The sequence below is a fragment of the Homoserinibacter sp. GY 40078 genome, assembly GCF_008017545.1.
In the GTDB taxonomy this organism is placed as follows: domain Bacteria; phylum Actinomycetota; class Actinomycetes; order Actinomycetales; family Microbacteriaceae; genus Homoserinibacter.
In genome coordinates, this window is the sequence record NZ_VRTZ01000001.1 from 1,539,718 (window position 1) to 1,565,202 (window position 25,485).

A 25,485-nucleotide genomic window follows, 5' to 3' on the forward strand; every position below is an offset into this window, starting at 1 on the left:
CCCCATGGTCAGCACGACCGTCGAGAAGCTCTCGCCGACGCGCGTCAAGCTCAGCATCACCGTGACCCCCGAGGAGCTCAAGCCCTCGATCGAGCACGCCTACAAGCACATCGCCGAGCAGGTGAACATCCCCGGCTTCCGCAAGGGCAAGGTGCCGCCGCCCATCATCGACCAGCGCGTCGGTCGTGCCGAGGTGCTCAACCACGCCGTCTCGGAGGGGCTCGAGCGCTTCTACCGCGAGGCCGCCGACGAAGAGAAGGTGCGCCCGCTCGGTCGCCCCGAGGCCGACGTGACCACGTGGCCCAGTGAGAAGGACTTCACCGGCGACCTCATCTTCTCCGTCGAGGTCGACGTGCGCCCCGAGTTCGAGGTGCCGAAGTACGACGGGCTCAAGGTCGAGGTCGAAGGCTCGAAGGTCGGACCGGATGAGGTCGAGGCCGAGCTCGAGAACCTCCGCACCCGCTTCGGCACGCTCGTCACCGTCGACCGTCCCGCCAAGAAGGGCGACTTCGCCGAGCTCGACCTCGTCGCCACCATCGGCGACGAGGAGATCGACACCGCGTCGAACATCTCCTACGAGATCGGATCAGGTGAGCTGATCGAGGGCATCGACGAGGCGCTCGACACCCTCACCGCGGGTGAGTCGACCACGTTCGAGTCCGACCTCGTCGGCGGCGACCACCAGGGCGAGAAGGCGCAGATCTCCGTCACGCTCCTCGCCGTGAAGGAGCGCGAGCTCCCCGAGGCCGACGACGACTTCGCGCAGATCGCCTCGCAGTTCGACACCATCGGTGAGCTGCGCGCCGACATCCGCGAGCAGCTGGAGAAGTCCGGCGAGTTCGGTCAGGCGGCCGCCGCACGCGACAAGCTCGTCGAGATCCTCGTCGAGAAGGCCGACATCCCCGTGCCGCAGGGCCTCATCGATGACGAGGTGCACCGCCACCTCGAGAACGAGAACCGCCTCGAGGACGACGTGCACCGCGCGGAGGTCGCCGAGGAGAGCGAGAAGGTCTTCAAGCGGCAGCTGCTGCTCGACGCGATCGCCGAGGCCGAGGGTGTGAAGGTCAGCCAGAACGAGCTCACCAGCTACCTCGTGCAGGCGTCGGCCCAGTACGGCATGGAGCCGGGTGAGTTCATCCAGGCGCTCGGCAACTCGGGCCAGATCCCGGCCATGGTCGGCGAGGTGGCGCGCTCGAAGGCGATCGCCGTGGCGCTGTCGAAGGCCAAGGTCGTGGACGAGAAGGGCAAGGCGGTCGACGTCTCCGCTCTCACCGCGACCGTGCTCGGTGACGGCAGCGACGACTCCGAGATCATCGACGGGTCGGACCTCGTCGGCGTCGACGCCGACCACGAGGGCCACGACCACGAGGGTCACACCCACTGACGCATTCCCCCTGAGGGGTCGCAAACTGCTCGAGACACGGCGTGTCTCCCGCGGTTTGCGACCCCTCAGGCATGTGCGCAGGGCGGCGCGTAGGGTGGCGGCGTGGAGTACGCGGTGCTGCTTCGCGGCGTCAACGTCGGCGGCGTGAACCTCAAGATGGCCGAGCTGCGCGAGCTGCTCGAACAGCGCGGCTACGAGGGAGTCCGCACCGTCCTCGCGAGCGGCAACGTGCTCCTCGACTCGGCGGCATCCGCATCCGCCGTCAAAGACGACGTCGAAGCAGCCCTCCGCGACCGCTTCGGCTACCCGGCGTGGGTGCACGTGCTCACCATCGACGCCCTGCGCGCGATCATCGATGCCTACCCATTCGAACGAGGCCGCGACGGCTGGCACGACTACGTGCTGTTCGTGCTCGACGACGACACCCGCGCCACGCTCGCCGCCACTGAGTCCGACCCCGACGAGGGTCGCATCGCATCCGGCGACGGCGTCATCTACTGGACCGTGCCCAAGGGCGACACGCTCGACTCCCCGTTCGGCAAGGCCACCGCCAAGGCGGCGTACAAGCCGCACCTTACGAACCGCAACCTCAACACCCTCGAGAAGCTCGTCGGCTAACCCTCAGCCGGGCCCTCCAGCAGCGCATCCGCATACGCATGCACGGAGCGGTGGTACCGCGGCAGGTGCGGAGTGAGCGTGTGCAGCAGAGCCGACACAGCCTCCACCGGCCGCCCGAGATCGACCAGCGCGAGCGCGGCGAAGGCGACCGCCGCCTCCGCCAGGGGATCGTCGTCGCGGTCGGTGAACTCCTCGCGAAGCAGCTCGATCGACTCCTCCGGCCGGCCCAGGTTCCGCACGGTGCTCGCCAATTGGATCACGCATTGCGACCGTTCGGATGCCGGCAGCCCCGCCGCGAGCGCCGCGCGATAGAACGTCTCCGCCCCAGCTTCGTCGCCCGTCGAATCCCGGGCGCCGCCGCGCTCGAACAGGGCGATCGGCTCATCGGGGTGCTCCGCCGCGATCTCGTCGATGCGACGCACGAGCTCCGCATCCGTCAGGCCGTCGGCCTCGGCCCACACCGCCGCCATCCGCTCCGTCCAGTCCATGACCCCACCGTAGGCGGCTCGGCAGGTCGGTTTCCCGCCGATCCGATTCAGAAATGCAGGACCCGCGCGGTCGGATCACCCGGAATCACCGGAACACCGACCCGACCGGCAAGGATCTCCTGCATTTCTGACAGGCACGACCCTCGGCGGGCGGCAGATCGGCGGAGATCCACGCGGGCAGCGGCTCCCGCGGCATCCTCGGCGCGCGCTCCGGCACCCGCGGCCGCCACGCACTCTGCCCACGGCGAACACGGCAGAGCCGCCGACACGCCGCCGGTAGATTCGTGAACGACCCCGAGAAACAAGGAGCCCCTCACATGGCTGAACCGGCATTCGCGCCGAGCGTCTTCGACCGCCTCCTGAAGGACCGCATCATCTGGCTCGGCTCTGAGGTGCGCGACGAGAACGCGAACGAGATCGCGGCGAAGCTGCTGCTCCTCGCTGCGGAGGACCCCGAGCGGGACATCTACCTCTACATCAACAGCCCCGGCGGCTCGATCACCGCGGGCATGGCGATCTACGACACGATGCAGTTCATTCCGAACGACGTCGTCACGGTCGGCATCGGCATGGCGGCCTCGATGGGGCAGCTGCTGCTCACCGCCGGCACGAAGGGCAAGCGCTACATCACCCCGAACGCGCGGGTGCTGCTGCACCAGCCGCACGGCGGATTCGGTGGCACGAGCTCCGATATCCAGACCCAGGCGGCCCTCATCATCGACATGAAGAACCGCCTCGCCCAGATCACCGCCGAGGCGACCGGCAAGTCGATCGAGCAGGTGAACGCCGACGGCGACCGCGACCGCTGGTTCTCGGCGGAAGAGGCGCTCGACTACGGCTTCGTCGACCACATCCGGGCCTCGGCCGCGGATGTCGTGGGCGGCGCGGGCACCGAGAAGAAGTAAGCGCGAGAGACGGATAAGGACGAACCCATGGACACCCCCACCTTCATGTCGGGCGGCGATCTCGCCGAGCGCATGCCGCAGTCGCGCTACATCCTCCCGAGCTTCGAGGAGCGCACCGCCTACGGCTTCAAGCGCCAGGACCCGTACGCGAAGCTCTTCGAGGACCGCATCATCTTCCTCGGCGTGCAGGTCGACGACGCGTCGGCCGACGACGTCATGGCGCAGCTGCTCGTGCTCGAGTCGCAGGACCCGGATCGCGACATCGTCATGTACATCAACAGCCCGGGCGGCTCGTTCACCGCGATGACGGCGATCTACGACACGATGCAGTACATCCGCCCGCAGATCCAGACCGTGGTGCTCGGCCAGGCGGCCTCCGCCGCCGCCGTGATCCTCGCGGCAGGGACGCCCGGCAAGCGCCTCGCGCTGCCGAACGCGCGCGTGCTCATCCACCAGCCGGCGGTCGGTGAGGCCGGTCGCGGGCAGGCGTCGGACATCGAGATCCAGGCGAAGGAGATCCTGCGTCTGCGCACCTGGCTCGAGGAGACGCTGTCGCGTCACTCGAACCGCACACAGGAGCAGGTCAACGGCGACATCGAGCGCGACCGCATCCTCTCCGCCGATGAGGCCCTCGAGTACGGCCTCATCGACCAGGTGCTGACCAGCCGCAAGACCCTTCCGGCTCTGACGAAGGCCTGACCGGCACACACCCGTTCCACGAACGCGCCCCGCTTCACGGCGGGGCGCGTTCGTGTGCGGGGTACATGTCCGCACGGCACGCGCGCGGACGGGGCACGCCGGATGCGACCCGCCGTGACGCGAATACTCCGCTTCGCACATCCGCGTCCCGTTGTCGGGTTAGGCTTCCGTTACCGCTTCGGAGGGGAGACCGAGATGGCACGTATCGGTGAGAGCGCCGACCTGCTCAAGTGCTCCTTCTGCGGCAAGAGCCAGAAGCAGGTGCAGCAGCTCATCGCGGGTCCGGGTGTCTACATCTGCGACGAGTGCGTCGAGCTCTGCAACGAGATCATCGAGGAGCGTCTCGCCGAGTCGGGCGAGGAGACCACGAGCGAGTTCGACCTGCCGAAGCCGAAGGAGATCTTCGGTTTCCTCGAGGAGTACGTGATCGGCCAGGAGGCCGCGAAGCGGGCGCTCTCGGTCGCCGTCTACAACCACTACAAGCGCATCCGCGCCCGTCAGACCATCGCCGCCGCCGATGCCGTGCTCGACGACGTCGAGATCGCGAAGTCGAACATCCTGCTCATCGGCCCGACCGGATGCGGCAAGACCTATCTCGCGCAAACCCTCGCGAAGCGGCTGAACGTGCCGTTCGCGGTGGCGGATGCCACGGCCCTCACCGAGGCGGGCTACGTTGGCGAAGACGTCGAGAACATCCTCCTGAAGCTCATCCAGGCTGCCGACTACGACGTGAAGCGCGCCGAGACGGGCATCATCTACATCGACGAGGTCGACAAGATCGCCCGCAAGGCGGAGAACCCGTCGATCACGCGCGACGTGTCGGGGGAGGGTGTGCAGCAGGCGCTGCTGAAGATCCTCGAGGGCACGGTCGCCTCCGTGCCGCCGCAGGGCGGCCGCAAGCATCCGCACCAGGAGTTCATCCAGATCGACACCACGAACGTGCTGTTCATCGTGGCGGGGGCGTTCGCGGGGCTCGAGGACATCATCTCGGCGCGCGTCGGCCGTCGCGGCATCGGGTTCGGTGCGCCTCTGCACTCGAAGCGCGACGAGGTGGAGCTCTTCAGCGAGGTGCTCCCGGAAGACCTCCACAAGTTCGGCCTGATTCCGGAGTTCATCGGCCGTCTTCCGGTCGTGACGACCGTGTCGCCGCTGGACCAGTCGGCGCTCATGGAGATCCTCACGGTGCCGAAGAACGCGCTCGTGCGGCAGTACCAGCGCATGTTCCAGCTCGACGGGGTCGAGCTCGAGTTCGACCAGGGCGCTCTGGAGGCGATCGCGGATCTCGCGGTGCTGCGGCAGACCGGCGCTCGCGGTCTGCGCGCGATCCTCGAAGAGGTTCTCGGGCCGATCATGTTCGAGGTGCCCTCGAGCGAAGAGGTCGCACGCGTGGTGGTGACGCGCGAGGCGGTCATCGACAACGCGGCGCCGACGATCGTGCCGCGACCTGCGCGTCGCACCGAGAAGTCCGCCTGAGCCGAAGCTATCCCGCGAGCGGTGCTCGAGAGGCCTCGCCGCTGGAGTGCCGCGTCCACACCGCCGTCCGGCGTCACTGACGCGCGCTGCGGCCCTCGCGCCGTGATCCTTCCGCCCCCGATTGAGGCGATTCCCCTATGCGGTCGAGGCGTTCTCGAAATCGGGTGTTGACACCGGGCTTTGTTTCCGACTTAATAAAGTCGTGAACAAAGGGGTTTCGATGGGATCCAGCACCTCCGCGCGTGGCGACCTCGCCGCGTCCGCAGTGCTCGTCCTCCTCGGAACCCGAGGGCCGATGCCGCGCGCCGACATCGCCCGCGCGCTCGCGGTCAGTCCTGCATCCGTCACGCAGGTGACTCGGGACCTCATCGCGCGCGGACTCGTCGAAGAGCTGCACCAGCGCCCGTCGCAGGGTGGTCGTCCCGGTCGCGTGCTCGGGCTCGTGGAGTCGGCCGCCGGCGCGATCGGCGTGAAGGTGGCGAGCGATCACGTGGCCGTGGTTGACGTCGACATCGACGGCAGCGTCACGCGCTCCACCTCTCACGCCTTCGACGCGAGCGCACCGAACGCGCTCGACGCGCTCACCCAGTTGCTCGGCTCGGCGGTCGACGATCACCCCGGACGCTTGCTCGGCGTGGGGGTGGGAGTGCCCGGCTCGGTCGCCGATCAGGACTCCGGAGTCGTGCAGGCACCGACGATGGGCTGGAGTGAGGCGCGCCTCGGCGACAAGCTGCGCATGGCCCTCGGGGTCCCCGTGCTCATCGACAACGACGTCAACACCCTCGCCGCTGCCGAACGCCTCTACGGTGTCGGCCGCGAGTACGGCTCGTACATGCTCGTCACGATCGGCCGCGGAATCGGATGCGGGATCGTCGTCGACGGAACCATCTACCGCGGTGGCTCAGGCGCCGCGGGCGAGATCGGACACATCCCGGTAACGGTCGATGGCCCGCTCTGCGTCTGCGGGGCGCGCGGATGCCTGGAGGCGTACATAGGCGAGGACGCCCTTGTCGCGCAGGCGCTCGAGCGCGGCGTCGTGCGCCCGCGTGGTACGGCGGAGGGCCTCCGACAGGCCGCCGACGGCGGCGACGACACGGCTCGCACCATCTACGCGGACGCCGGCGCCGTACTCGGACGAACACTCGCCGGGATCGTGCACACCCTCGATCCTGAGATCGTCGTCATCCTCGGCGAGGGGGTGGAGGCGTGGCGGCACTGGCAGCCCGGCTTCGAATCCTCGTTCCGGGGACACCTCATGCCGAGCCGCAGGGACATCCCGTTCGTCGTCGAGCCGTGGGCCGACGACAAATGGGCCCTCGGGGCGGCTGCACTCGTTCTCGCCACGCCGTTCGACAGCAATGGCGCGAGCGGAGAACAGGGGCGTCTCGTCCGTGCCCGGCTGAGTTCCGGCGCGGCGCTCGCTCCCGGCACCACCTGAAATACCCGCCGCGGACGACCGCGGATCTGCAATCACGCTGACAAGGAGGTCTGCACTATGAGGAGACGGGCGATCATCCCCACCATCGCCGGGCTCGCCGCGCTCACCCTGCTCGCCGGATGTTCCGGCGACGGAGGAGAGCAACCGCAAGCAGGAGACGACGTGTGCGCGTCGGAAACGCCGGTAACGATCACGTTCTGGCACACCTACAGCACCGATAGCGCCGAGAACACGCAACTGAACGACGTCCTGCTGCCGGAGTTCGAGAAGGAGTGCCCGGGCGTCACCGTCGACGCCGTCGTGATGCCCTACGACGGGCTGCATGATCAGCTCATCGCGGCTGTGAGTGGCGGAGGGCTGCCGGACGTGATGCGCATGGACATCATCTGGACGCCCGAGTTCGCCGACCTCGGCGTGCTGACGCCGCTCGACGACCTCGACGGCTTCTCGGACATCGCGAACACGGTTCTTCCCGGACCGCTCTCGACGAACGAGTTCGAGGGCCAGCACTACGGGCTGCCTCTCGACACCAACACCCAGGTGCTCGTCTACAACTCCGAGCTGCTGCCGGAGCCGCCCACCACGTTCGAGGAGCTGACGGCCGACGCCGAAGCGCTCAAGAGCCAGGGCGTGTACGGCCTCGCACTCGGAGGCGCCGGGCCCTGGAACGTGTTCCCCTGGTTCTGGAGCGCGGGTGGCACGGTTACCGACGACTCCTACACGAAGGCGACCGGGTACCTCGATTCCGCGGCATCGCAGGCAGCGCTGCAATGGCTCGTCGACTTCAACGATGCCGGCCTGCTCGGGCCGTCGTCGATCGGCGGATCCCCGGATAGCTGGGGCGGCTTCAGCGGCGGCGACTACGCCTCCCTGAGCGATGGACCGTGGATCTTCCCCTCGCTCTCGGGCGACATGGGCGACAAGATCACGGGCGCACCGCTTCCGGCCGGCCCCGGCGGCTCGATCTCGGTCGTGGGCGGTGAGAACCTCGTGACCTTCGCGACCTCCGACAAGCAGGCCGCCGCGTGGGAGTTCTCGAAGTTCATGCTCTCCGACTTCGCGCAGGGTGCGATGGCGGAGGTCGGCCAGCTGCCGGTCACGCAGGCGGGACTCGAGTCCGACGCGGTGACGAGTGTTCCGTACCTCGCCGCCTACGTGCAGCAGCTGCAGAACGCGCAGGCCCGCACCCCGGTGCCCGCGTGGCCGCAGATCGACCAGATCCTCACCGACGCCTTCACGGCCGCCCTCCGCGGCTCGAAGCCCGTCGATCAGGCCCTGAGCGACGCCGCATCGCAGATCGACCCGCTGCTCGCGGGCGACTGACCTCATCCACCCCGGCGGGGGCGGCACCGACGCCGCCCCCGCCCCCCATCGGAGCCGAGATGGTCACCCTCACCCCCAGCGTGCGTCCGCTTCCCGCCACTCGCCGCCGCTCGCGCCGGATGCGTCAGCTGGCGACGGCCGCGCCGTTCGTGCTACCCGGTCTGATCCTCGTGCTGGTCTTCGTCGTCTGGCCGCTCATCCGCGGTATTCAGATGAGCCTGTACGACTGGAACCTCCCCGCACCGTCGCGGAGCGAGTTCATCGGGCTCGACAACTTCGTGCGCGCGTTCACCCAGGACCCCACGTTCTGGGTCGCCGTGCGCAATACCTTCCTCTACGCGATCGTGACCGTGCCGATCCAGATCGTCCTCGGGCTCGGCGCCGCGGTGCTGCTCAACGGGCGCATCCGCGGGCGCACCATCTACCGCGCCCTCTTCTACCTGCCCGTGGTGACGTCGTGGCTCATCGTCAGCTACGTCTTCGCGTTCCTGTTCTCGGACGGCGACGGGCCGGTCAACTACTTCTTCGTCAACATCGTGCACATCCTGCCCGAGCCCGTCCCGTGGCTCCACGAGACCTGGCCCGCCCAGGTGCCGATCATGGTCCTCGGCATCTGGAAGGGCGTCGGCTGGAACATGGTGATCTTCCTCGCGGCGCTCCAGTCGATCCCGCATGAGCTGAACGAGGCAGCCGTGCTCGACGGCGCGAACGCGTGGCAGCGGTTCACGCGCGTCACCCTGCCGCTGCTGAAACCCACGTTCCAGTTCGTGAGCGTCGTGCTCATCGTCGGCGCCTTCAACGTCTTCATCTCCGTCTACCTGCTGACCGGCGGCGGCCCCGAGAAGAGCACCGAGGTACTGCTGTCGTACATGTACAACCAGGCCTTCACGAACCTCGACTTCGGGTACGGCGTGACAGTGGGCCTCATCCTCGGTGCGACCGTAATGGTGTTCGGGTTCCTGCAGCGCCGCATCACCCGAGGGGCGGTGGACTGATGGTCGACATGCTCGTGCGCACGGGCGCCGTGGTCGCCCCGGAGCAGCCCGCACGCCGCCGCCGCCGCGGATTCGAGCGCGCCACGCGCGGGCTCGTGCGGTGGCGCATCGTGCAGTACGTCGTGCTCACGCTGGGCGCCGTCGTCATGGTGCTGCCGTTCGCGTACATGGTCGGGACCGCGCTCAGCCCCGAGCGCTGGGTGATGCCGTATCCGCCGACCATCTGGCCGGACAACGCGACGCTCGACAACTTCGTGCGGGCGATCAATGAGGCGGGCCTCGCCCGCTACGCGCTCAACTCGCTCATCGTGGCGGTCGTCGCGGTCGTGCTGACGCTCATCGTGTCGTCGCTCAGCGCGTTCGCGTTTGCCCGTCTCGAGTTCCCGCTCAAAGAGGTCATCTTCGGGTTCTATCTGGTCACGATGATGATCCCCGACCTCATCGCGCTGCTGCCGAAGTTCCAGGTGCTGCGCGACCTCGGGCTCACCAACAGCTGGTGGGGGCTCTGGGCCGTCTACGTCTCGAACGCGGTCGCGTTCAACACCTTCTTGCTGCGCGGATTCTTCTCGCGCATCCCGAGGGAGCTCGAGGACGCGACCCGTATCGACGGAGGTGGAACGTGGACGTTCTTTCTCCGGGTGCTGCTTCCGCTCAGCAAGCCGGCCCTCGCCACCGTCGCGGTGTTCGCGTTCCTCGGCGCGTGGGATGACTTCTGGTGGGCGCGACTGCTCATCCAGGATCCCGATCTGCGCACGCTGCCGATCGGCATCCAGCTCTTCTTCAACTCGCATGCAACCCAATGGACGACGGTCTTCGCAGCCACGACACTCGCGGCCCTCCCGGAGATCGCCATCTTCGTCGCCCTGCAGCGCTACTTCGTCAACGGAGCTTTCTCCGCCGGCGTGCGCGGCTGAGGCGAGCCGATTCCGCACAACCCCGTCCGTCTCACCGTGGAGGTCGATCGTTGATCACCCTGTCCGTTGCACCGACCCGCGCCCAGTTCCGACCGGGCGAGGAGGTCGGCCTGAGGATCGATGTCCGGGGTGCGAACCCCGGGACCCTCCGGCTGGTCGCCGTACTGACCGGGGGTGCGCCGCTGCGCGCCCCCGGGCAGGGCGACCGCGCCCCGCACGAGCTGACGCTCGTCGTGGGCGATGACGGAACGGTGCAGACGGACGTCGCGCTCCCGTCGCCGGCCTCGACGGCACCGGATGGCCACGCCATCGGTTTCGCGGTGCTCATCGAGGATCCGGCGACGGGAGTGCGCGCGACGACGGCGTTCGACGTCGCCGCGCACTGGACGAGCGCGCCGCGCTACGGGTTCTTCGCGGACTTCTCCGCCGACGAGAGCGCCGAGCTCTCGCGTGCCCGCGCGGACGCCATGCTCGCGCTTCACATCAACGTCGTGCAGTTCTACGACTGGATGTACTCCCACCACACTCTCGTGCCGCCGACGGCCGACTTCGTCGACCCGCTGGGCCGGCACCTCTCGCGCGATGTCGCTCAGCGCAAGGTCGACCTCGCTCACGAGCGGGGCATGGCGGCGATCGCGTACGGAGCCCTCTATGGCGCCGAGGTCGACTTCGCCGACCAGCATCCCGACTGGCTGCTCTACGACGGACGCCACGAGCGTCTCGAGCTCGCCGAGATCTTCTACCTGCAGGACATCCGCGAGGTGTCGGGCTGGCGCCGCTGGATCATCGACCAGTACCGCGACACGATCGCCCGGATGGGCTTCGACGGTATCCACATCGACCAGTACGGCTACCCCAAGCGCTCGCTCTCGCGTGCGACCGGCGAATGGGAGGAGGTCGTGCTCGCCGAGGAGTTCACCGGCTTCGTGGAGCAGGCCTGCACCGAGGTGCTCGAGGTCGCGCCCGAGGGCGGGTCGATCTTCAATCTCGTGAATGCGTGGCCGCTCGAATCGATGCCCGCGGTCTCGGCGGATGCAGCGACCTACATCGAGGTGTGGGAGCCGCACTCCACGTACCGCGATCTCTACGACCTCATCCGCCGCTCTCGGGAGCTGCGGCCGGACAAGCACGTGATCCTCGCCGCCTACCTGCGCGCGTTCCACCCGGTCGACGGGCGGCAGGATGGCGCGATGACGGCCTTCCGGCTGGCGTGGGCGACGATCAACGCGGCGGGCGGCTTCCACCTGCTCGCGGGTGAGGGTACCGGCCTCCTCACCGAGGCCTACTATCCGAACTACGGGACCCTGACCGGCGACGACGCGGAGCTGCTGCGCAGCTACGCCGACTTCGCGGTCCGTCACACCGCGGCGCTGCACGGCGGCGCCACCGACGTCGCGTGGACCCAGGTGGGCCCCACCAACGACGTCGTGCTGCTCGAGCATCCCGATCTGCCGACCGCGCATCGGGCCGGGTACTCGGCCGGGGCTGTCCCGGGGACAGTCTGGGTAGTCGCCCGCGAATACGGTGCGACGACCGTCCTCAACCTCGTGAACCTCGTCGGGATCGAGACCGAGCTGTGGAACAGCGCGCAGCCGACTGTGCCCGCCGAGTTCGCCGGAATCCGCGTCCGCGTGGCGGTCACGGGAGACATTTCGGGCGTCTGGTGGGACACCCCCGATGACGGGATCGGCGAGCCGCGTGCCGTGGACTTCGCCGTCGTCGATGACGATCGCGGTCGATTCCTGGAGTTCTCGCTGCCGAGCCTGTCGGTGTGGAGCCTCGTCTGGTGGGAGCGCGCGGGATGACCGAGCCGCTCGCCGATCGGGAGCACCTGCTGGAGATCGCGCGGCGATCCCACGAGGTGATCCGTCGGTACCAGGACTCCGGGGGCGCTTACCCCGCGTCACCGAGCTTCTCGGCCTACCGCGGCTACAGCTGGTTGCGGGACGGCGCGTTCATCGCCGAGGGGATGTCGCGCTACGGCGACGCGGAGTCGGCGGATGCCTTCCACGATTGGGTCGCCGAGCGGCTCGCCGAGCGCCGCGACGAGGTCGACGAGCTGATCCTGAGGCGTGCCGCCGGGGAACAGCTCGCCCCGGCTGACATGCTTCCGACCCGGTTCGCGATCGCTCCCGATGCGGGGGCTGACGAGTGGTGGAACTTCCAGACCGACGGCTACGGGATGTGGCTGTGGGCGGTCGAGGTGCACGCCACGCGCCACGGCCGCGACCTGGATCGCTGGCGGACCGGCATCGAGGTGGCCACCGACTATGCGGCGGCGTTCTGGGACGTGCCCTGCTACGACTGGTGGGAGGAGAACGTCGACAAGCGCCACGGCTCGACGCTCGGCGCGCTGTACGCCGGTCTCGCCGCGGCAGCCGACATGGCGATTCTGGATGGCGCTCGGCGCGCGAAAGCGCGGGCCTCGGCGGATGCGTCGCGGACGCTGGCCCTCGACGAGGGCGTCGCCGGATCACCACCCCGGCTGACCAAGTGGCTGGGCGGTGACCAGATCGACGCCTCCCTCGCGGCGTGCGTCGTGCCGTTCGGGCTCGTGGCGCCCGGAGATCCGATCGGCGCCGCGACTCTCGACGAGATCCGCGCGCGCCTCGACGTCGGAGGTGGGGTGCACCGCTATCTGGCGGATCAGTTCTTCGGCGGGGGGCTCTGGCTGCTGCTGTCGTGTCTGGTCGGGTGGAACGAGGCTGCGACAGGTGATCGCGGGGCGGCACTGGCACGCCTACGGTGGACGGCCGCTCAGCTCACCGCGGAGGGCGAGTTCCCGGAGCAGGTGCCGACGGACTTGCTCAATCCCGAGTACCGCGACGAGTGGGTCGCGAACTGGGGTCCCGTCGCCACGCCACTCCTCTGGTCGCACGGCATGTACCTGATCCTCGCCGACGAGCTCGGCGTGACCTCGCGGTGATCCGTCACCGGCCGGCCGGCTCGGGGCATCCGTACGCGGTCGACTCCGAGCAGCGCTTCCCTGTCGACCCCGTCGCGGGTCGTCCGCTCGTCCTCGGTGTGCGGGCGGACGCCGCGGTCAGCGAGGTGAGGCTCGAGTGGCAGCGCGACGGTGTCGCCCAGCCTTCGCGTGAGCTGTCGCCGCAGCCGACGACCGTTCGCGGGCGCATCATCGACGGCGGCCACCTCGCCTCCGCGCAGGCGCGGCTGGCGCGCGCCGCGGGGGGTTGGTCGACGGAGCTCGACGGGCTCGTCGCGGGGGAGCAGGTGCGGTACCGGTTCGTCTCCGACAACGGCGGCACGCGCTGGTTCGAGACGGAGGTCGCCGGATGGCGTGAGGGCGCCCCGGGGCTCGTCGAGGCCGGCACGTCCCGCATCGTGCCGGGGAGCGTCTCGCGTCTCGTGGTCGGCGAACGCACCCTCCGCATCCGCTTCGCACTGCCGCTCGCTCCGGGTGAGCGGGTCGTCGGGTTCGGGGAGCGCTACGACGCGCTCGACCAACGTGGCACGGAACTCGATTCCGTCGTGTTCGAGCAGTACAAGGATCAGGGCCGCGAGCGGCGCACCTACCTGCCGATGCCGTTCGCGCACGTGATCGGCGGATCCGGGTGGGGATTCCACGTGCGCACTTCACGGCGGGTGTGGTTCGACGTGGGCGCCTCGACGCCTGAACTGCTCTGGGCCGAGGCGGAGACCGGAGCAGACGGCGCCCTCGAACTCGCCCTCTACGACGGCACCCCGCGCGAGGTGCTGCGCGCGTTCCTCGCCGAGGCGGGAAGCGCCGAGGAGCTGCCCGACTGGGGGTTCCGGCTGTGGGCCAGCGGCAACGAGTGGAACACGCAGGCGGAGGTGATGCGGCAGCTCGATCTGCATCGCGCGTACGAGATCCCGGTCGGTTCTCTCGTCATCGAAGCGTGGAGCGACGAGAGCACCTTCACCACATGGCGTGACGCGATCGCGCAGCCGGTCGACGGCGGGACCCCCCGACGCCTGGGCGACTTCGTCTTCCCCGCCGAGGGCGCGTGGCCCGATCCGAAGGGCATGGTCGACGAGCTGCACAGCCGCGGCATCCGCGTGCACCTGTGGCAGATCCCGCTCATCAAGATGCGGCCGCATCCGACCGGCCAGGCGGCCGAGGACGCCGCCGCCGCGATCCGCGACGGGGTGCTGATCCGCGAGGAGACACCGGATGGCGGCCTGCGTCCGTACCGCAACCGCGGCTGGTGGTTCCCGCTCGGGCTCATGCCCGACCTCACGGACGACCGCGCCGCTCGATGGTGGACCGAGAAGCGCCGCTACCTCGTGGACGAGGTCGGCATCGACGGCTTCAAGACGGACGGCGGCGAGCATGCCTGGGGCCGCGACCTCGTGTATCTCGACGGGCGCCGAGGCGACGAGATGAACAACCTCTACCCGGTGCACTACGCGAAGGCGTACGGCGACCTGCTGCGCCGAAGCGGCAAGGCGCCGGTGACCTTCAGCCGGGCGGGCTTCACGGGCAGCCAAGCGCACGGCGCCTTCTGGGCGGGGGACGAGAACTCCACCTGGGAGGCGTTCCGGTGGTCGCTGCTGGCCGGCCTCAACGCCGCCGCGAGCGGCATCGTCTACTGGGGTTGGGATCTCGCCGGGTTCAGCGGCGACGTGCCCACCCCCGAGCTGTACCTGCGCTCGGCTGCCGCTGCTGCCTTCGTGCCGATCATGCAGTACCACTCCGAGTTCAACCATCACCGCACGCCGTCGCGCGACCGCACCCCGTGGAACATCCAGGAGCGCACCGGCGATGACCGGGTGATCCCCGTCTTCCGCGAGTTCGCGCGCCTGCGCGAGCGGCTCGTGCCCTACCTCGCCGAGGAGGCGCGGCGGGCGGTCGAGGCTGGGGAGCCGCTCATGCGCCCGGTGTTCTTCGACGCCCCAGACGCTCCGGAGGCGTTCGCGCATCCGTTCCAGTGGATGCTCGGCGACGAGCTCCTCGTCGCGCCGGTCGTCGAGGAGGGCGCTTCAGTGGTGACCGCATGGCTGCCGCCCGGCACCTGGGTCGACGCGTTCACGGGGGATCGCACCGAGGGCGGCGTCGTACGTCGGGAGGTGCCGATCGACGAGATCGCGGTGTGGATCCGCGCGGATGCGGCCGGGAGGCTCGGGCCCCTGTTCCGCGCCTGAACGGCACGCCGCGCCTCGCGCGGTGGCCCGCGAAACATGGCGAACTCGGCCCTAGGCTCGGCGCATGGCCGCATCCGACCTCGCCCAGCCGATCGGAGCCGGCATCGTCGGCGCGGTCACCGGATTCGCGAGCTCGTTCGCGCTCGTCGTCGCGGGGCTGCACGCCGTGGGTGCCTCGGATGCGGACGCCGCATCCGGTCTGCTCGCCCTCTGCGTGCTGCAGGGGATCGTCGCGATCGTGCTGGGACTGCGCTTCCGGATGCCGCTCAGCTTCGCGTGGTCGACGCCCGGCGCCGCCCTGCTCGTCGCGGCGGAGGCCACGACCGGCGACTACCGTGCGGCGATCGGTGCGTTCCTGCTGTGCGGCGTGCTCCTCGTCGCGACGGGGCTCTGGCCGGCGCTCGCCCGCGCGATGACGCGCATCCCGCGCCCCATCGCGAGCGCGATGCTCGCGGGCATCCTGTTCCCGATCTGCCTCGCGCCGGTGCTCGCCTCGGTGCAGCTCCCGGCGCTCGCCCTTCCCGTGGTGCTCGTCTGGCTCCTGCTGGCCCGACTCGCCCCGCGCTGGGCGGTGCCCGGCGCGGTGGTCGCGACCATCGTGGCGGTCGCGGTGTCGGGGGAGGGCGCCGATCTGGCCGGTGCGGCGCTCTGGCCGACCCTCACGGTGACCTGGCCGACCTTCGATCCGCTCGTGCTCGTGAGCCTCGGACTGCCGCTCTACGTGGTGACGATGGCGGGGCAGAACGTGCCGGGCTTCGCGGTGCTCACGACCTTCGGGTACCCGCATCCGCCGGCCCGCGCGATCCTCACCTCCACGGGTGCGGCGACCGTCGCCGGGGCCGTGTTCGGCGGATACGCCCTGAACCTCGCGGCGATCACGGCGGCGATGATGGCGGGGCCCGATGCCCATCCGGATCGCGACCGCCGCTGGGTTGCGAGCGTGACCTCCGGCGTCGTCTACCTCGTGCTCGGGCTGGGGGCGGGGGCCGCGACGGCGCTCGTGTCGGTGACTCCGCCGATCCTCATCACGGCGGTGGCGGGTCTCGCGCTGCTCGGTGCTTTCGCGACCGCGGCGACGGGAGCGCTCGAGGACCCATCGACGAGGATCGTCGCCGTGGTGACGTTCCTCGTGGTCGCGTCCGGCGTGACCGTCGCCGGGATCGGTTCGCCCTTCTGGGGGCTGGTCGTGGGAGGGGTCGCGATGCTGTGGCTTTCTTGGCGACCACAGCGTCGCGACCCCGAACCGGTCTCGACGGACTAGCCAGTGAAGGTCGCGACAGGACCGGTCTCCGTCGCAGCGGCGACGGTCTTCGGCGACGGCGCAAGCCCCCGCAGGGCCGCCCCGAAGAAGATGGACAGCACCCCGATGCCGGCAGCCAGAGCCGCGACACCGAACGACACGACCGAGGTGAAGAGCGACGCCCGAAGGAACGACGCGTTCATGACGGTCGCACGCATCGGGTCGTCGCGGTCGAGCTCGGCGTAGGTTTTGCCCTCGCTCATCTCGAGCGTGTGGGTCTGGATGATGTCCGCCTGGATGTAGGCGGTGATCGGGCCCTGAACGGTCGCGCCCTGGAAGGCGATGGCGTCCTCGGGGATCGTGATGTTCTCGGCACGCAGCTGGGTGGACACGGCGATCCAGACCGTGCCCGCGGCGGCGATGAGCAGCGCGCCGCCGACGATCCCGGCGAGTCCGGCCAGCCGGACGAGCCCGGTGTGGCGCGTGCTGATGGTGGTGCTGGTCGGTGCGGTGGTGGACATCTGAGTCCCCTTTCTCCCATCGGTGTGGGGTGATGTCTCCGACGGTATTCCGGTGTCTCGGCGCCCCATAGGGACCAAAGTCGCGCGCGATCCGCGATGTCGTCGACGGCGGATACGCTGATTTCCGGGCTCCCGCCGCGGCGCCCGGAGGGGAGCCGGGATGACGGAGGCGGAGGCCACGATGCGACCGTCGCGCCTCGCTCGTGCCCGGGCCGCGCTCTCTGATCCGGTGCTGCGCTCCCTCACGATCTCGACGCTCGTGGGCACGATCGGTCGGGGCATCACCGTCACGCTCGTCGTGCTCTACCTCTCGTTCGTCGGGGGCTTCCCTGCCGAGCAGGTGGCGGTGGTCTTCACGGTCGGTGCGGCCGTGGGGATCGGTGCGAGCTACTTCGGCGGGCACCTCGCCGACATCGTCTCGGCGCGGTGGCTCGCGGTGGCCTCGGTATTCGTCGCCGGGCTGGCGCTCGCGAGCTACGCGCTCGTGACCGAGCTGTGGGCGGCGATCCTGATCGAGTCGATCATCGCGATCGCGCTCGGTGCGAACACGTCCATCCGCTCGGCGATCATCGCGCGCGCCTTCACGGGGCAATCGCGCGTCACGAGCCGTGCGGTGCTGCGCACCGTCACCAACGTGGGCATCGCGCTCGGCAGCGGGGTGGGCGCCATCGCCCTCGCCATCGGCACCCCCGAGGCGTACCGGGCGATCCTCGTGGTGGGCGGCCTCGCCTACGCCGGATCCGCGGTTCTGCTCGTGGGGCTCCCGGCGCGCGTGGATGCGCCGGCTCGTCTTCCCGACGAACCCCGGGTTGTCCGGGGCCGCTCGCCGTGGCGGGATCCGCGCTATCTCGCGTTCTCAGCCCTGGCAGCGGTGTTCGCGATCCAGTTCGGCGTCATGAACGTCGGGCTGCCGCTGTGGATCGCGCACCACACGGTGGCGCCCGAATTCGTGTTCTCGATCATGCTCGTCGCCAACACGGTGCTCGTCATCCTGTTGCAGGTGCCGCTCTCGCGCGGCACGAACGATCTGCGCCGCGCGGGCGGGGTGACCGCCGTCGCGGGAGTGCTGATGGCGGCGGCGTGCCTGTTCTACGGCAGCGCCGCGATCCCGGTCCTCGTCGCTGCGGTCGTGCTGCTGCTCGTCGGCACGGTGCTGCACGCGCTCGCCGAGGTGCTCTCGCAGGCAGGCGCGTGGGGACTGAGCTTTGAGCTGGCCGACCCCGATCGCCCCGGGGCCTACCAGGGCGTTTATTCGATGGCCTTCGCCGTCGGCTCGATGGTCGCGCCGCTCGTCATCGCCGCGACGGCGCTCGAGCACCAGTTCCTGGGGTGGATTGCGCTCGCCGCGATGTTCCTGCTGGCGGCCGCCGGGGTCACCGCGATCGCCTTCCGGGCGGCGCGCACAGCACCTGCCGTGCGGGCCGAGTAGCCCGCTCGCGTCAGGAGTTCTCGGCGCGCCCCTGGCGCCAGTAGCCCATGAACGCCACCGCGCGTCGGTCGACACCGAGCTCCTTCACGAGGTGGCGACGGATCGCGGTGATCGCGCCCGCCTCACCCGCGAGCCACGCGTAGAGGGGTGCGCTCTTGAGGGCGGCCCCGCCGCGCGCGTTCCTCGGCACCTCCCACAGCAGGTCGCGGTCCACGTCGACCTCTTCCGGCTCGGCGCCAGGGGCTGCCTCCACGAGCTCCGTCGCGATGCGGCACACGCCCTCCACGAGGGCCTCGCCACGTGGGCGTCCGTCGCGCGGCAGCACTCGCACCTCGAACCCCGGATGCGCGGGCAGGTAGTCGGCATCCGCGGCATCCGGCAGTTCGAGCACCGCGGTGCCGCGTGCCGTCGGCGGAAGCTGCTCGATGATCCGCGCGATCGCCGGGGCGGCGGTCTCGTCGCCCGCGAGCAGGTGGTGACTGCATTCGGCGGGGGGAACGAAGTCGATGCCGCCGTGCGGCCCCGGGTGCTCCGCGTGCGGGCCGAGCACGAGCAGCTCGTCGCCGACCGATGCCGATACCGCCCACCGAGCAGCCGGTCCGTCGGGCCCGTGCAGCGCGAAGTCGACGATGAGCGAATCGCCCGCGAAGCCCCGGATCGTGTAGGTGCGGAACGGAGGCCGTTCGGCTTCCGGCATCGCGCGCCAGGCCGCGTACCACTCGAGGTGGTGCGTCGGCATCGCGTCGATGCCCTGCGGGCTGGGCGGCACCACCTTGATCCGCTGATCGAAGCCCGGGTCGGCGAGAAGAGGCTCGCCGTCGAGGCGGCGCAGCACGAACCGGCGGAAGGTCGGGGTGAGGTCCTCGATGCGTTCCACCGCCATCCGGGTGAAGATCCACGGCTCGGTCGAGGGGCGGGTGAGGGCTTCAGCGGACATGGTGCCTTCCGATGGGGACGATCAGGGGGGAGCCGGAGACGGGATCCGGGATCACGCGCGTGCGCATCCCGAAGACCTCCTCCACGAACGAGTCGGTCACGACCTCAGCGGGCGTGCCGCACGCGGCGAGCGTGCCGTCGCGCATCGCGACGATCGTGTCGGCGTAGCGTGCCGCGAGGTTGAGGTCGTGTAGCACCATCACGATCGTGGTGCCGCGGTCGCGGTTGAGGTCGGCCAGCAGGTCGAGCACCTCGATCTGGTGGGCGACATCGAGGAACGTGGTCGGCTCGTCGAGCAGCAGGATGTCGGTCTCCTGCGCGAGAGCCATCGCGATCCACACCCGCTGGCGTTGGCCGCCTGAGAGCTCGTCGACGCTGCGATCCGCGAGATCCGAGATGCCGGTCGCCTCGAGGGCCGCCGCCACGGCTTCGTCATCTCGGGTGCTCCATCGCGAGAGCATGCGCTGATGTGGGTGGCGACCGCGCCCCACGAGGTCGGCCACGACGATGCCCTCCGGGGCGATCGGGCTCTGCGGCAGCAGGCCGAGGATCCGCGCCACCTCCTTGGTGGGACGCGACCCGATCGCGGCGCCGTCGAGCACGATGCGTCCGCGGCGCGGGGCGAGCAGGCGCGCGAGGGCCCGCAGCAGCGTGGACTTGCCGCATCCGTTGGCGCCGACGATCGCGGTGATGCGGCCCGTCTCGATCGTCAGGTCGAGGTCGCGGACGACCACGCGGTCGCCGTACGCGAGGGTGACGGACTCGGCCCGCAGGCGCTCGGCGGATGTCATAGCGTGCCTCCTCGGCGGTTCATGCGTGCCAGCAGCAGCACGAGGTAGGGCGCGCCGAGCGCCCCGGTGACGACGCCCACCGGGTAGCGGCCGGCGAACGCGAACTGGCCGATCAGGTCGGCGGTGAGCACGAGCAGGGCGCCGACGAGGGCTGCGGGAACGAGCGGCGAGGCGCCGGGGCCGACGAGTCGCGCGGCGATGGGACCGGCCATGAACGCGACGAAGGCGATCGGTCCGGATGCTGCGGTCGCGAACGCGAGCAGTGCCACCGCGCCGAGCACGAGGACGAGGCGGGTCACGCCCACGCGCACCCCCAGCGCGGCGGCGGCGTCGTCGCCCAAGCGCAACACCCCGAGGCCGCCCCCGAGAACGACGAGCAGCGGGGCCAGCAGGGCGAACGCGATCGCGAGCGGCAGGAGCGCCTCCCAGCTCGCCCCGCCGAGGCTCCCGGTGATCCACTGCATGGCCGTCTGCAGATCCCACTCGGCGGCCCGCGAGAGCACCCACGAGACGATGCTCTGCAGCACGGCCGCAACGCCGATGCCGATGAGCACGAGGCGCGCTCCCGAGAACCCGCGGCGGTACGCCAGCAGGTAGATCGTGAGGGCGGTGGCGAGCGCTCCCGCCAGGGCGAGGAACGACACGGCGGTCTCGGATGCGGAGAGCACGACGATCCCGACGACCGCAGCCGCGCTCGCGCCCCACGTGATCCCGATGATGTCGGGCGAGGCGAGCGGGTTGCGCAGCATGGTCTGGAACGTGGAGCCGGCGATGCCGAACGATGCGCCCGCGATGACCGCGACGAGCGCTCGGGGGAGTCGCAGCTCACCCACGGTGAACGACGCGCCGGGAACGGTCTGCCCCAACAGCACGCGCAGCACCTCGTCGGGTGTGTAGAAGGTGTGGCCGATCATGAGCGCGGTGGCGAATGCGCCCGCGAGCAGGATGGCGAGAACGGTGATCCGCCACGCACGGATGCGGGCGCGGCGGCGCCGGCCGCGGGTCACGGTGGCGACGGCGGTCACAGCTCGCGCACCTTCCGTCGTCGCACGATCCAGATGAAGAACGGGGCTCCGACGAGCGCCGTGACGATACCGACCTCGACCTCTGCGGGGCGGGCGATCACGCGTCCCACGATGTCGGCGCCGGTGAGGAGTGCGGCTCCGGTGACGGCGCTGAAGGGCAGCAGCCAGCGGTGGTCGGTGCCGACCAGCAGGCGGCACACGTGGGGCACGACGAGCCCGACGAATCCGATGGGGCCCGCGATCGCTGTCGCTGCACCGCAGAGGATCAGGGCCCCCGCGGCGGAGACCATGCGCGTCCGGCCGACGTGCGCGCCGAGCCCCGTGGCGACATCGTCGCCGAGAGCAAGCGAGTTCATGCCGCGCGCCGACATCCCGCAGATGAGCGCACCGACGGCCAGGAACGGCGCGATGAGTGCGATGCGGTCCCACGTGGCGCCGCCCACTCCGCCGATCTGCCAGAAGCGGAAGGTGGTCATGACATCGACACGGGGGAGCAGCACGGCGCTCACGAGCGAGCCGAGCGCCGCGGTCGTGGCCGCGCCGGCGAGGGCCAGCTTGAGCGGAGTCGCTCCGCCGCGCCCCAGGGACCCGATCGCGTAGACGAAGACGCCCGCGGCGGATGCCCCGCCGATCGCGACGAAGACCGTCGCCACCGGGTCGACGAGGCCGGCGAACGCGATGCCCGAGACGACGGCGAGCGAGGCGCCCGTCGAGATGCCGAGGATGCCCGGATCGGCGAGGGGATTGCGGGTGACGGCCTGCAGCGTGGCCCCGGCGAGGGCGAGTGATGCGCCGATGAGCACCGCGAGCACGGTGCGTGGGATGCGGGCGACGACCGCGGCCTCGCCGACCGTCTCGGTGCTGCCGCCGAGCGCGGCGAACAGCTCGGCGACGCTGATCTCACGTGTTCCGAAGGCGACCGATGCGATCACGAGCAGCGCGAGCACGCCCAGCGCCGCCGCCATCCACGCGAGCCGGACCGCCGCCGGACGCCGCGTTCTCGCGGTGCCCGGCGGCGTGGCCGTCGATGCGGTGGGACTCACCCGTCCTGCGGCAGAGCCGCCGCGAGCAGCGCGAAGTAGTCGTCGATGCCCCAGCCGATCGAGAGCGGCGAGGGGTTCGCCGATGCCGCGAGCGGAGTCGAGTTCTCGAGGACCGCGACGCGCCCCTCGGCGATCGCGGGGATCTTCGAGAGCAGCGGATCCGCCTGGAGCTGCGCCACGATGTCGCTGCCCGCGTCGCCGTAGGTCACGAACACGTCGACATCGGCGAAGCGGTCGGCCTCCTCGGCGCTCACGGTCACATAGAACGCGTCGGTCTTCGCGGACTCCTCCGCGACCACATCCGGGGTCGGCATGCCGAGCCCCTCGAGGAAGCCGGGGCGCGTGTCGTGGCTCGTGTAGAAGCCGATCTGGCTGAAGTCGGACGGGTCGAGGTAGCTGAACAGCACCTTGGCGTCGGCGAGGCCGGGGTAGTCGGCGAGCGAGGCTTCGACCTCGCCCTGCAGCTCTTCCACGAGTGCTTCGCCCTCGGCGGCGTAGCCGAGCGCGGTCGCCTCGATCGTGATCATGTCTTCGACGGACGTGCCCCACGCGACCTCGGGATAGGCGACGACGGGCGCAATCTTCGAGAGCGTGTCGTACTCCTCCTGCGTGATGCCGGAGTAGGCCGCCAGGATCACGTCGGGCTGGGTGTCGGCGACGGCCTCGAAGTCGATGCCGTCGGTCTCGTCGAACAGCACGGGCGTCTCGGCGCCGAGCTCGGTGAGCTTGTCCTCGACCCACGGCAGCACGCCGTCGCCGTCGTCATCGCCCCAGGTGGCCTTGCTCATGCCGACCGGCACGATTCCGAGCGCGAGCGGGACCTCGTGATTCGCCCAGGCGATCGTCGCGACGCGCTCCGGCTTCTCGGGGATGACGGTCTCGCCGTAGACGTGCTCGATCGTCACGGGGAAGGCGTCGTCCGAGGGTTGCTCCTCGCTCGAGGATGTCGGGGATGCGGCGCACGCGGAGAGCGTGAGTGCTGCGGCGAGGAGGAGCGGAACGGTGCGGAGTGCGCGCACGAAGAAGGTCCTTTCAGACGACGGGAGGTAGTGAGGTAAGCCTAAGCTAACCTCCTCCGGGCGCCAAACCTCCTGGTCGCGGCGCCCTCCCTACGCGAGCCCGCGGCGTTCGAGGAGCGGCTCGAGCGCCGCGTCCCGACCCCGGAAGTCGCGGAACGCCTCGAGCGGGTCGCGCGCGCTCGCCGTCTGGAGGAGTCGGCGCCGGAACCGCTCACCGTTCTCGCGCGTCATGCCGCCGTTCTCGCGGAACCACTCGACCGTGTCGGCATCGAGCACCTCGCTCCAGATGTAGGAGTAGTAGCCCGCGTCGTATCCGCCCGAGAACACGTGCGCGAAGTACGTGGTCGCGTAGCGCGGCGGGATCGCGTCGGAGGCGAGGCCGGCGTCGGCGAGGGCGCGCGCCTCGAACGCGGCCGCATCCGTGACATCCGCCGCCTCCTCGACATCGAGCGCGTGCCAGGCCTGATCGAGCAGCGCCGCCTGCAGGTACTCGCTCGTCGAGAACCCCTGGCCGAAGCGTTCGGCCTCGCGCAGACGCTCGGAGATCGCCGGATCCAGTGGCTCGCCCGTCTCGTGGTGGCGGGCGTAGTCCGCGAGCACCTCAGGCCACATGGCCCACATCTCGTTCACCTGGCTCGGGAACTCGACGAAGTCGCGGAAGACGTTCGTGCCGGCGAGGCTCGGGAACCTCGCCTGGGCGAAGAGGCCGTGCAGGGCGTGCCCGAACTCGTGGAAGAGCGTCTCGACCTCGTCGAGGGTGAGCAGCGTCGGTTCGCCCGCAGCGGGGCGTGGGACGTTGAGGTTGTTGGTGACGACGCTCGGTGTACCGAGCAGCTCGGAGCGCTCGACGAGCGAGTTCATCCAGGCGCCGCCGCGCTTGGAGTCTCGCGTGTAGAGGTCGAGCAGGTAGAGGCCGACCGCCCCGTCGTCGTCGGACACCTCGAAGACGCGCACCTCGTCGTTCCAGCCGCGCAGATCATCGCGCTCGGCGAACCGGAGCCCGTAGAGACGCTCCGCCGCGAAGAAGACGCCGTCGCGCAGCACGCGCTCCGCCTCGAACCAGGGGCGCAGCGCCGCCGTGTCGATCGCGAACCGCTCGCGCCGCACGGCATCCGCGGCGTGCGCCCAATCGGCGGCGCCGATGGCCGATCCGTGCAGCGCCTCCAGCTCGGCGCGCTCGGCGGCGGCGTTGCGTGCCGCCGCGGGCGCGAGCCGGGTGAGGAGCTCGGCGACGGCGGCGGGGGAGCCGGCGGTCTCGTCCGCGGTGACGACGGATGCGTGGTCGCGGAACCCGAGCAGCCGCGCGCGCTCGGCACGTGCCCGCACGAGCTCCAGGACGAGCCCGGTGTTGTCGAAATCGCCGCCGTGGATGCCGCGAGCCCGCGAGGCCGCCATGATGCGCGCGCGGGTGGCCGGGTCCTCCAGGGCGCCCAGCCAGGGATGGCCGGTCGGCAGCACGAGGGTCACGAGCCATCCGTCGAGATCGCGCGCCGACGCCGCCTCCCGGGCAGCCGACAGCTCGCCCGCGGCGAGCCCCGCGAGCTCCGCCTCGTCGGTGATGTGCACGGCGAGCTCGTTCGTGTCGTTGAGCAGGTTCTTCTCGAACCGCGTGGTGAGCGTCGAGATGGTCTGGTTGAGCGCGCGGAGGCGCTCCTTCTGCCCCTCGTCGAGCGCGGCGCCCGCGAGCACCATCTCGGTGCGGCGCCGGTGCACGAGATAGCTCTGCTCCGCATCGAGCGGCGCTGTGCCGTCCTCGTGCGCGCGGTGCACCGCGTCGATCCGGGCGAAGAGCTCGGCGTCGAGCACGATCGCGTCGTGGTGGGCGGCGAGACGCGGCGCGAGGTCCTCCTCGAGCTCCTGGATGTGCGGCGTCGTGTCCGAGGAGGCGAGCGTGTAGAACACCGTCGCCACCCGATCGAGCACGGCGCCCGAGCGCTCGAGCGGCTCGAGGGTGTTCCCGAAGGTCGCGGGCGCCGGGTCGGCGGTGATCTCCGCGATCTCGGCGAGCTGCTCGCTCATCCCGCGCTCGAACGCCGGCAGGTAGTGCTCGTCGCGGACGGCCGCGAAGTCGGGAAGCAGGTACGGAAGCTTGCTCTCGGCGAGGAACGGATTCGTCACCC

Annotated in this window: 22 protein-coding genes; 14 read left to right on the forward strand and 8 right to left on the reverse strand. The window is 70.2% G+C overall.

The genetic code is table 11. From position 1 onward, the window contains the following. Window positions 1–4 precede the first annotated feature (4 nt). Window positions 5–1,384 carry a trigger factor gene (tig, locus tag FVQ89_RS07445; protein ID WP_147901195.1) on the forward strand — a complete coding sequence of 460 codons (1,380 nt, stop codon included), beginning with the start codon at window positions 5–7 and terminating at the stop codon, window positions 1,382–1,384. A gap of 102 nt (window positions 1,385–1,486) precedes the next feature. Beyond that, window positions 1,487–2,002, forward strand: a complete 516-nt coding sequence (locus tag FVQ89_RS07450; RefSeq protein WP_147901196.1) for a DUF1697 domain-containing protein — start codon at window positions 1,487–1,489, stop codon at window positions 2,000–2,002. Here the strand turns inward: FVQ89_RS07450 and FVQ89_RS07455 are convergent. Continuing rightward, complete coding sequence (locus FVQ89_RS07455) at window positions 1,999–2,490, reverse strand: tetratricopeptide repeat protein (RefSeq protein ID WP_147901197.1); 492 nt, start codon at window positions 2,488–2,490, stop codon at window positions 1,999–2,001. The genes FVQ89_RS07450 and FVQ89_RS07455 overlap by 4 nt on opposite strands. A gap of 317 nt (window positions 2,491–2,807) precedes the next feature. Between FVQ89_RS07455 and FVQ89_RS07460 the strand changes: the two genes are divergently transcribed. The 11 genes from FVQ89_RS07460 to FVQ89_RS07510 all read left to right on the forward strand — a co-directional run bounded on the left by FVQ89_RS07460 (window position 2,808) and on the right by FVQ89_RS07510 (window position 16,622). Then, window positions 2,808–3,395: an ATP-dependent Clp protease proteolytic subunit gene (locus FVQ89_RS07460; protein ID WP_147901198.1), complete on the forward strand. Its 588-nt coding sequence runs from the start codon at window positions 2,808–2,810 to the stop codon at window positions 3,393–3,395. Window positions 3,396–3,422: 27 nt separating this feature from the next. Then, entirely contained in the window at window positions 3,423–4,094 is a 672-nt protein-coding gene (locus tag FVQ89_RS07465; RefSeq protein ID WP_147901199.1) for an ATP-dependent Clp protease proteolytic subunit, read from the forward strand. Window positions 4,095–4,289: 195 nt separating this feature from the next. Further along, complete coding sequence (gene clpX / locus FVQ89_RS07470) at window positions 4,290–5,567, forward strand: ATP-dependent Clp protease ATP-binding subunit ClpX (protein ID WP_147901200.1); 1,278 nt, start codon at window positions 4,290–4,292, stop codon at window positions 5,565–5,567. 220 nt (window positions 5,568–5,787) lie between these two features. Next, window positions 5,788–7,005 (forward strand): ROK family transcriptional regulator, encoded by a 1,218-nt coding sequence (locus FVQ89_RS07475; RefSeq protein ID WP_147901201.1) that lies wholly within the window; start codon window positions 5,788–5,790, stop codon window positions 7,003–7,005. Between the two features lie 57 nt (window positions 7,006–7,062). Then, window positions 7,063–8,328: an extracellular solute-binding protein gene (locus FVQ89_RS07480; RefSeq protein ID WP_147901202.1), complete on the forward strand. Its 1,266-nt coding sequence runs from the start codon at window positions 7,063–7,065 to the stop codon at window positions 8,326–8,328. A 59-nt stretch (window positions 8,329–8,387) separates the two neighbouring features. Then, window positions 8,388–9,323: a carbohydrate ABC transporter permease gene (locus tag FVQ89_RS07485; protein ID WP_147901203.1), complete on the forward strand. Its 936-nt coding sequence runs from the start codon at window positions 8,388–8,390 to the stop codon at window positions 9,321–9,323. Then, entirely contained in the window at window positions 9,323–10,237 is a 915-nt protein-coding gene (locus FVQ89_RS07490) for a carbohydrate ABC transporter permease (protein ID WP_147901204.1), read from the forward strand. Before FVQ89_RS07485 ends, FVQ89_RS07490 begins: the two co-directional genes overlap by 1 nt. Before the next feature lie 50 nt (window positions 10,238–10,287). Then, window positions 10,288–12,042 carry a glycoside hydrolase family 66 protein gene (locus tag FVQ89_RS07495; RefSeq protein ID WP_187264945.1) on the forward strand — a complete coding sequence of 585 codons (1,755 nt, stop codon included), beginning with the start codon at window positions 10,288–10,290 and terminating at the stop codon, window positions 12,040–12,042. Beyond that, window positions 12,039–13,163: a glycoside hydrolase family 15 protein gene (locus FVQ89_RS07500; protein WP_147901206.1), complete on the forward strand. Its 1,125-nt coding sequence runs from the start codon at window positions 12,039–12,041 to the stop codon at window positions 13,161–13,163. Before FVQ89_RS07495 ends, FVQ89_RS07500 begins: the two co-directional genes overlap by 4 nt. Further along, window positions 13,160–15,361 carry a TIM-barrel domain-containing protein gene (locus FVQ89_RS07505; protein ID WP_147901207.1) on the forward strand — a complete coding sequence of 734 codons (2,202 nt, stop codon included), beginning with the start codon at window positions 13,160–13,162 and terminating at the stop codon, window positions 15,359–15,361. The genes FVQ89_RS07500 and FVQ89_RS07505 overlap by 4 nt, the downstream gene beginning before the upstream one ends. 64 nt (window positions 15,362–15,425) lie before the next feature. Beyond that, window positions 15,426–16,622 carry a benzoate/H(+) symporter BenE family transporter gene (locus tag FVQ89_RS07510; RefSeq protein WP_147901208.1) on the forward strand — a complete coding sequence of 399 codons (1,197 nt, stop codon included), beginning with the start codon at window positions 15,426–15,428 and terminating at the stop codon, window positions 16,620–16,622. Here FVQ89_RS07510 and FVQ89_RS07515 read toward each other — a convergent pair. Further along, on the reverse strand, window positions 16,619–17,122 hold the full coding sequence (locus FVQ89_RS07515; RefSeq protein ID WP_147901209.1) for an aromatic ring-opening dioxygenase LigA: 504 nt from the start codon (window positions 17,120–17,122) through the stop codon (window positions 16,619–16,621). The genes FVQ89_RS07510 and FVQ89_RS07515 overlap by 4 nt on opposite strands. A gap of 160 nt (window positions 17,123–17,282) precedes the next feature. Here FVQ89_RS07515 and FVQ89_RS07520 point away from each other — a divergent pair, with 160 nt between their 5' ends. Next, on the forward strand, window positions 17,283–18,551 hold the full coding sequence (locus FVQ89_RS07520; RefSeq protein WP_147901210.1) for an MFS transporter: 1,269 nt from the start codon (window positions 17,283–17,285) through the stop codon (window positions 18,549–18,551). A 10-nt stretch (window positions 18,552–18,561) separates the two neighbouring features. Here the strand turns inward: FVQ89_RS07520 and FVQ89_RS07525 are convergent, their stop codons facing one another. From FVQ89_RS07525 to FVQ89_RS07545, 6 genes are all read right to left on the reverse strand, one after another. Continuing rightward, window positions 18,562–19,488: a siderophore-interacting protein gene (locus FVQ89_RS07525; protein ID WP_147901211.1), complete on the reverse strand. Its 927-nt coding sequence runs from the start codon at window positions 19,486–19,488 to the stop codon at window positions 18,562–18,564. After that, the gene (locus FVQ89_RS07530) at window positions 19,478–20,278 is read right to left on the reverse strand and encodes an ABC transporter ATP-binding protein (RefSeq protein WP_255513476.1); all 801 of its coding nucleotides are present in this window, start codon (window positions 20,276–20,278) and stop codon (window positions 19,478–19,480) included. Before FVQ89_RS07530 ends, FVQ89_RS07525 begins: the two co-directional genes overlap by 11 nt. Continuing rightward, window positions 20,275–21,303: an iron chelate uptake ABC transporter family permease subunit gene (locus FVQ89_RS14590; RefSeq protein ID WP_255513477.1), complete on the reverse strand. Its 1,029-nt coding sequence runs from the start codon at window positions 21,301–21,303 to the stop codon at window positions 20,275–20,277. Before FVQ89_RS14590 ends, FVQ89_RS07530 begins: the two co-directional genes overlap by 4 nt. Beyond that, the gene (locus tag FVQ89_RS07535) at window positions 21,300–22,346 is read right to left on the reverse strand and encodes a FecCD family ABC transporter permease (protein ID WP_370454452.1); all 1,047 of its coding nucleotides are present in this window, start codon (window positions 22,344–22,346) and stop codon (window positions 21,300–21,302) included. Before FVQ89_RS07535 ends, FVQ89_RS14590 begins: the two co-directional genes overlap by 4 nt. Next, a complete protein-coding gene (locus FVQ89_RS07540; protein WP_147901212.1) occupies window positions 22,343–23,365 on the reverse strand; it encodes an iron-siderophore ABC transporter substrate-binding protein in 1,023 nt (340 codons plus the stop codon). Before FVQ89_RS07540 ends, FVQ89_RS07535 begins: the two co-directional genes overlap by 4 nt. A 90-nt stretch (window positions 23,366–23,455) precedes the next feature. Then, window positions 23,456–25,483: a M3 family metallopeptidase gene (locus FVQ89_RS07545; RefSeq protein ID WP_147901213.1), complete on the reverse strand. Its 2,028-nt coding sequence runs from the start codon at window positions 25,481–25,483 to the stop codon at window positions 23,456–23,458. Window positions 25,484–25,485: the final 2 nt, after the last annotated feature.

Excerpts from the sequence above, each read along its gene's own strand:
- tig (WP_147901195.1), top strand. The coding sequence starts at position 5 with ATGGTCAGCACGACCGTCGAGAAGCTCTCGCCGACGCGCGTCAAGCTC.
- FVQ89_RS07520 (WP_147901210.1), top strand. The coding sequence starts at position 17,283 with ATGACGGAGGCGGAGGCCACGATGCGACCGTCGCGCCTCGCTCGTGCC.
- FVQ89_RS07480 (WP_147901202.1), top strand. The coding sequence starts at position 7,063 with ATGAGGAGACGGGCGATCATCCCCACCATCGCCGGGCTCGCCGCGCTC.
- FVQ89_RS07500 (WP_147901206.1), top strand. The coding sequence starts at position 12,039 with ATGACCGAGCCGCTCGCCGATCGGGAGCACCTGCTGGAGATCGCGCGG.
- FVQ89_RS07455 (WP_147901197.1), bottom strand. The coding sequence starts at position 2,490 with ATGGACTGGACGGAGCGGATGGCGGCGGTGTGGGCCGAGGCCGACGGC.
- clpX (WP_147901200.1), top strand. The coding sequence starts at position 4,290 with ATGGCACGTATCGGTGAGAGCGCCGACCTGCTCAAGTGCTCCTTCTGC.
- FVQ89_RS07515 (WP_147901209.1), bottom strand. The coding sequence starts at position 17,122 with ATGTCCACCACCGCACCGACCAGCACCACCATCAGCACGCGCCACACC.
- FVQ89_RS07510 (WP_147901208.1), top strand. The coding sequence starts at position 15,426 with ATGGCCGCATCCGACCTCGCCCAGCCGATCGGAGCCGGCATCGTCGGC.
- FVQ89_RS07525 (WP_147901211.1), bottom strand. The coding sequence starts at position 19,488 with ATGTCCGCTGAAGCCCTCACCCGCCCCTCGACCGAGCCGTGGATCTTC.
- FVQ89_RS07490 (WP_147901204.1), top strand. The coding sequence starts at position 9,323 with ATGGTCGACATGCTCGTGCGCACGGGCGCCGTGGTCGCCCCGGAGCAG.
- FVQ89_RS07465 (WP_147901199.1), top strand. The coding sequence starts at position 3,423 with ATGGACACCCCCACCTTCATGTCGGGCGGCGATCTCGCCGAGCGCATG.
- FVQ89_RS07460 (WP_147901198.1), top strand. The coding sequence starts at position 2,808 with ATGGCTGAACCGGCATTCGCGCCGAGCGTCTTCGACCGCCTCCTGAAG.
- FVQ89_RS07475 (WP_147901201.1), top strand. The coding sequence starts at position 5,788 with ATGGGATCCAGCACCTCCGCGCGTGGCGACCTCGCCGCGTCCGCAGTG.
- FVQ89_RS07485 (WP_147901203.1), top strand. The coding sequence starts at position 8,388 with ATGGTCACCCTCACCCCCAGCGTGCGTCCGCTTCCCGCCACTCGCCGC.
- FVQ89_RS07530 (WP_255513476.1), bottom strand. The coding sequence starts at position 20,278 with ATGACATCCGCCGAGCGCCTGCGGGCCGAGTCCGTCACCCTCGCGTAC.